We start from the raw sequence: 1,345 nt of genomic DNA on the forward strand, positions 1-1,345 counted from the left end.
GCTTTTAATATTTGGAATAAGTTATTTAGAATCGGTATCCTAAGCTAATTCCGCTTCTTACACCACCCCATGGACCACTCACATTAATCTTTGCACCACGAGCATTCACCTCTGATTTTATATCAGATAATGGAAGTTCAATGTTATCTAGTTCTTTTTTCAACTCTTGCTGTTCAAAAGTTGTTAAGTTTCTATCCGTTATTCCCACAAAATCACCTTTTGAAGTACCATAATGAGGACCTACGATCCACCAATCAAGGATGATATGTTTACCTAAATGAAATTGTGCACCAAGCTGTAATCCAAAGGAATTAGCAGTCAATTCACCGCCCATTGCAAGATTTTGCTTTGTTACTCCTGCAGGTTCACTACTAAAAGTGAAATTTACATTGGTAATATCATACCTTACATTTCTGTAAAATGGAGCTACATAAAAACCTTTTCCGTATCCTTTTCCTAAGTAAAATCTGATCTCTGGAGTAAAAGCTTTGTAACCCAATTCTGCATTTTCAAAAATACCTTGAGTATCTTCGCTATCTGCTGTTAAGTCATTTAATTGTGTTCTAAATGGAACTGCTCCTTTTGGAATAAAACTATACCCTACAACAAGTCCAATGCGCTTAGTAAGACTTCTTTCGTATTGCAACTGATAGTTTCCAAAAATTAAACTGGTTAAACTGATTTTAAAGTTGTTCTTTTTTGGAGAATCTACATCATCACTGATAGTGATACGTTCTTTACTATCAATTTCTCCAGGAGATTGTGCAACAGCAATACTAATGTTAAACAGCACAGCTGCAAGGATAAGTAATTTACATTTCATAATGAGTTTATTAAAATATTTGAATATTGATTTCAAAAATAATAAAAATTATCCCATGTAGCATTTTTCTTCAAATGGATTTCCATCCTCATCAATCGATATTAAAATCTTTTTAGCTTTTGATGAAACTTGCGTAATGTAAATCCATACAAAAGACCATAACCCTAAAGTTGCACAAAAAATTGCAAAATTATAGATGTGGTTTACTTTCTTTTTCTTTTTCAATAATACCGCATAAGGAAGTTTATCATTGCGTTCTACGACTACAAATCCTTCTTTCGTTTTTCCTTTCAAAAGATTAGAAAATTTAACCAAGTTAGCATTTGAACTTTCTGCTTGTGACGTTGTATGTATCATTTAAATGAGTCCTTTTGTACTTTATATTATTTTATAATGCACAACAAAATTACCATCTTAATCACACACCAACAATACCCACTTTTAGTGATATTTCAATTATTTACAATGAAAAATTCAAACTTGGAATATAAGAGAATTTAAATACAAGAAATAGACTAATAT

Annotated in this window: 2 protein-coding genes; both read right to left on the minus strand. The window is 31.4% G+C overall.

The window, feature by feature from the left end; all coding sequences use genetic code 11:
* Positions 1 to 25: 25 nt before the first annotated feature.
* On the minus strand, positions 26 to 823 hold the full coding sequence (locus FPG59_RS16110) for a hypothetical protein (RefSeq protein ID WP_086455535.1): 798 nt from the start codon (positions 821 to 823) through the stop codon (positions 26 to 28).
* Between the two features lie 48 nt (positions 824 to 871).
* Positions 872 to 1,180 carry a hypothetical protein gene (locus tag FPG59_RS16115; protein WP_086455536.1) on the minus strand — a complete coding sequence of 103 codons (309 nt, stop codon included), beginning with the start codon at positions 1,178 to 1,180 and terminating at the stop codon, positions 872 to 874.
* Between the last annotated feature and the right edge of the window lie 165 nt (positions 1,181 to 1,345).

The organism is Flavobacterium sp. FPG59 (assembly GCF_002150205.1).
Taxonomy (GTDB): Bacteria; Bacteroidota; Bacteroidia; order Flavobacteriales; family Flavobacteriaceae; genus Flavobacterium.

Bases quoted from the DNA above. Each gene is read 5' to 3' on its own strand.
- FPG59_RS16110 (WP_086455535.1), bottom strand. From the start codon at position 823: ATGAAATGTAAATTACTTATCCTTGCAGCTGTGCTGTTTAACATTAGT.
- FPG59_RS16115 (WP_086455536.1), bottom strand. From the start codon at position 1,180: ATGATACATACAACGTCACAAGCAGAAAGTTCAAATGCTAACTTGGTT.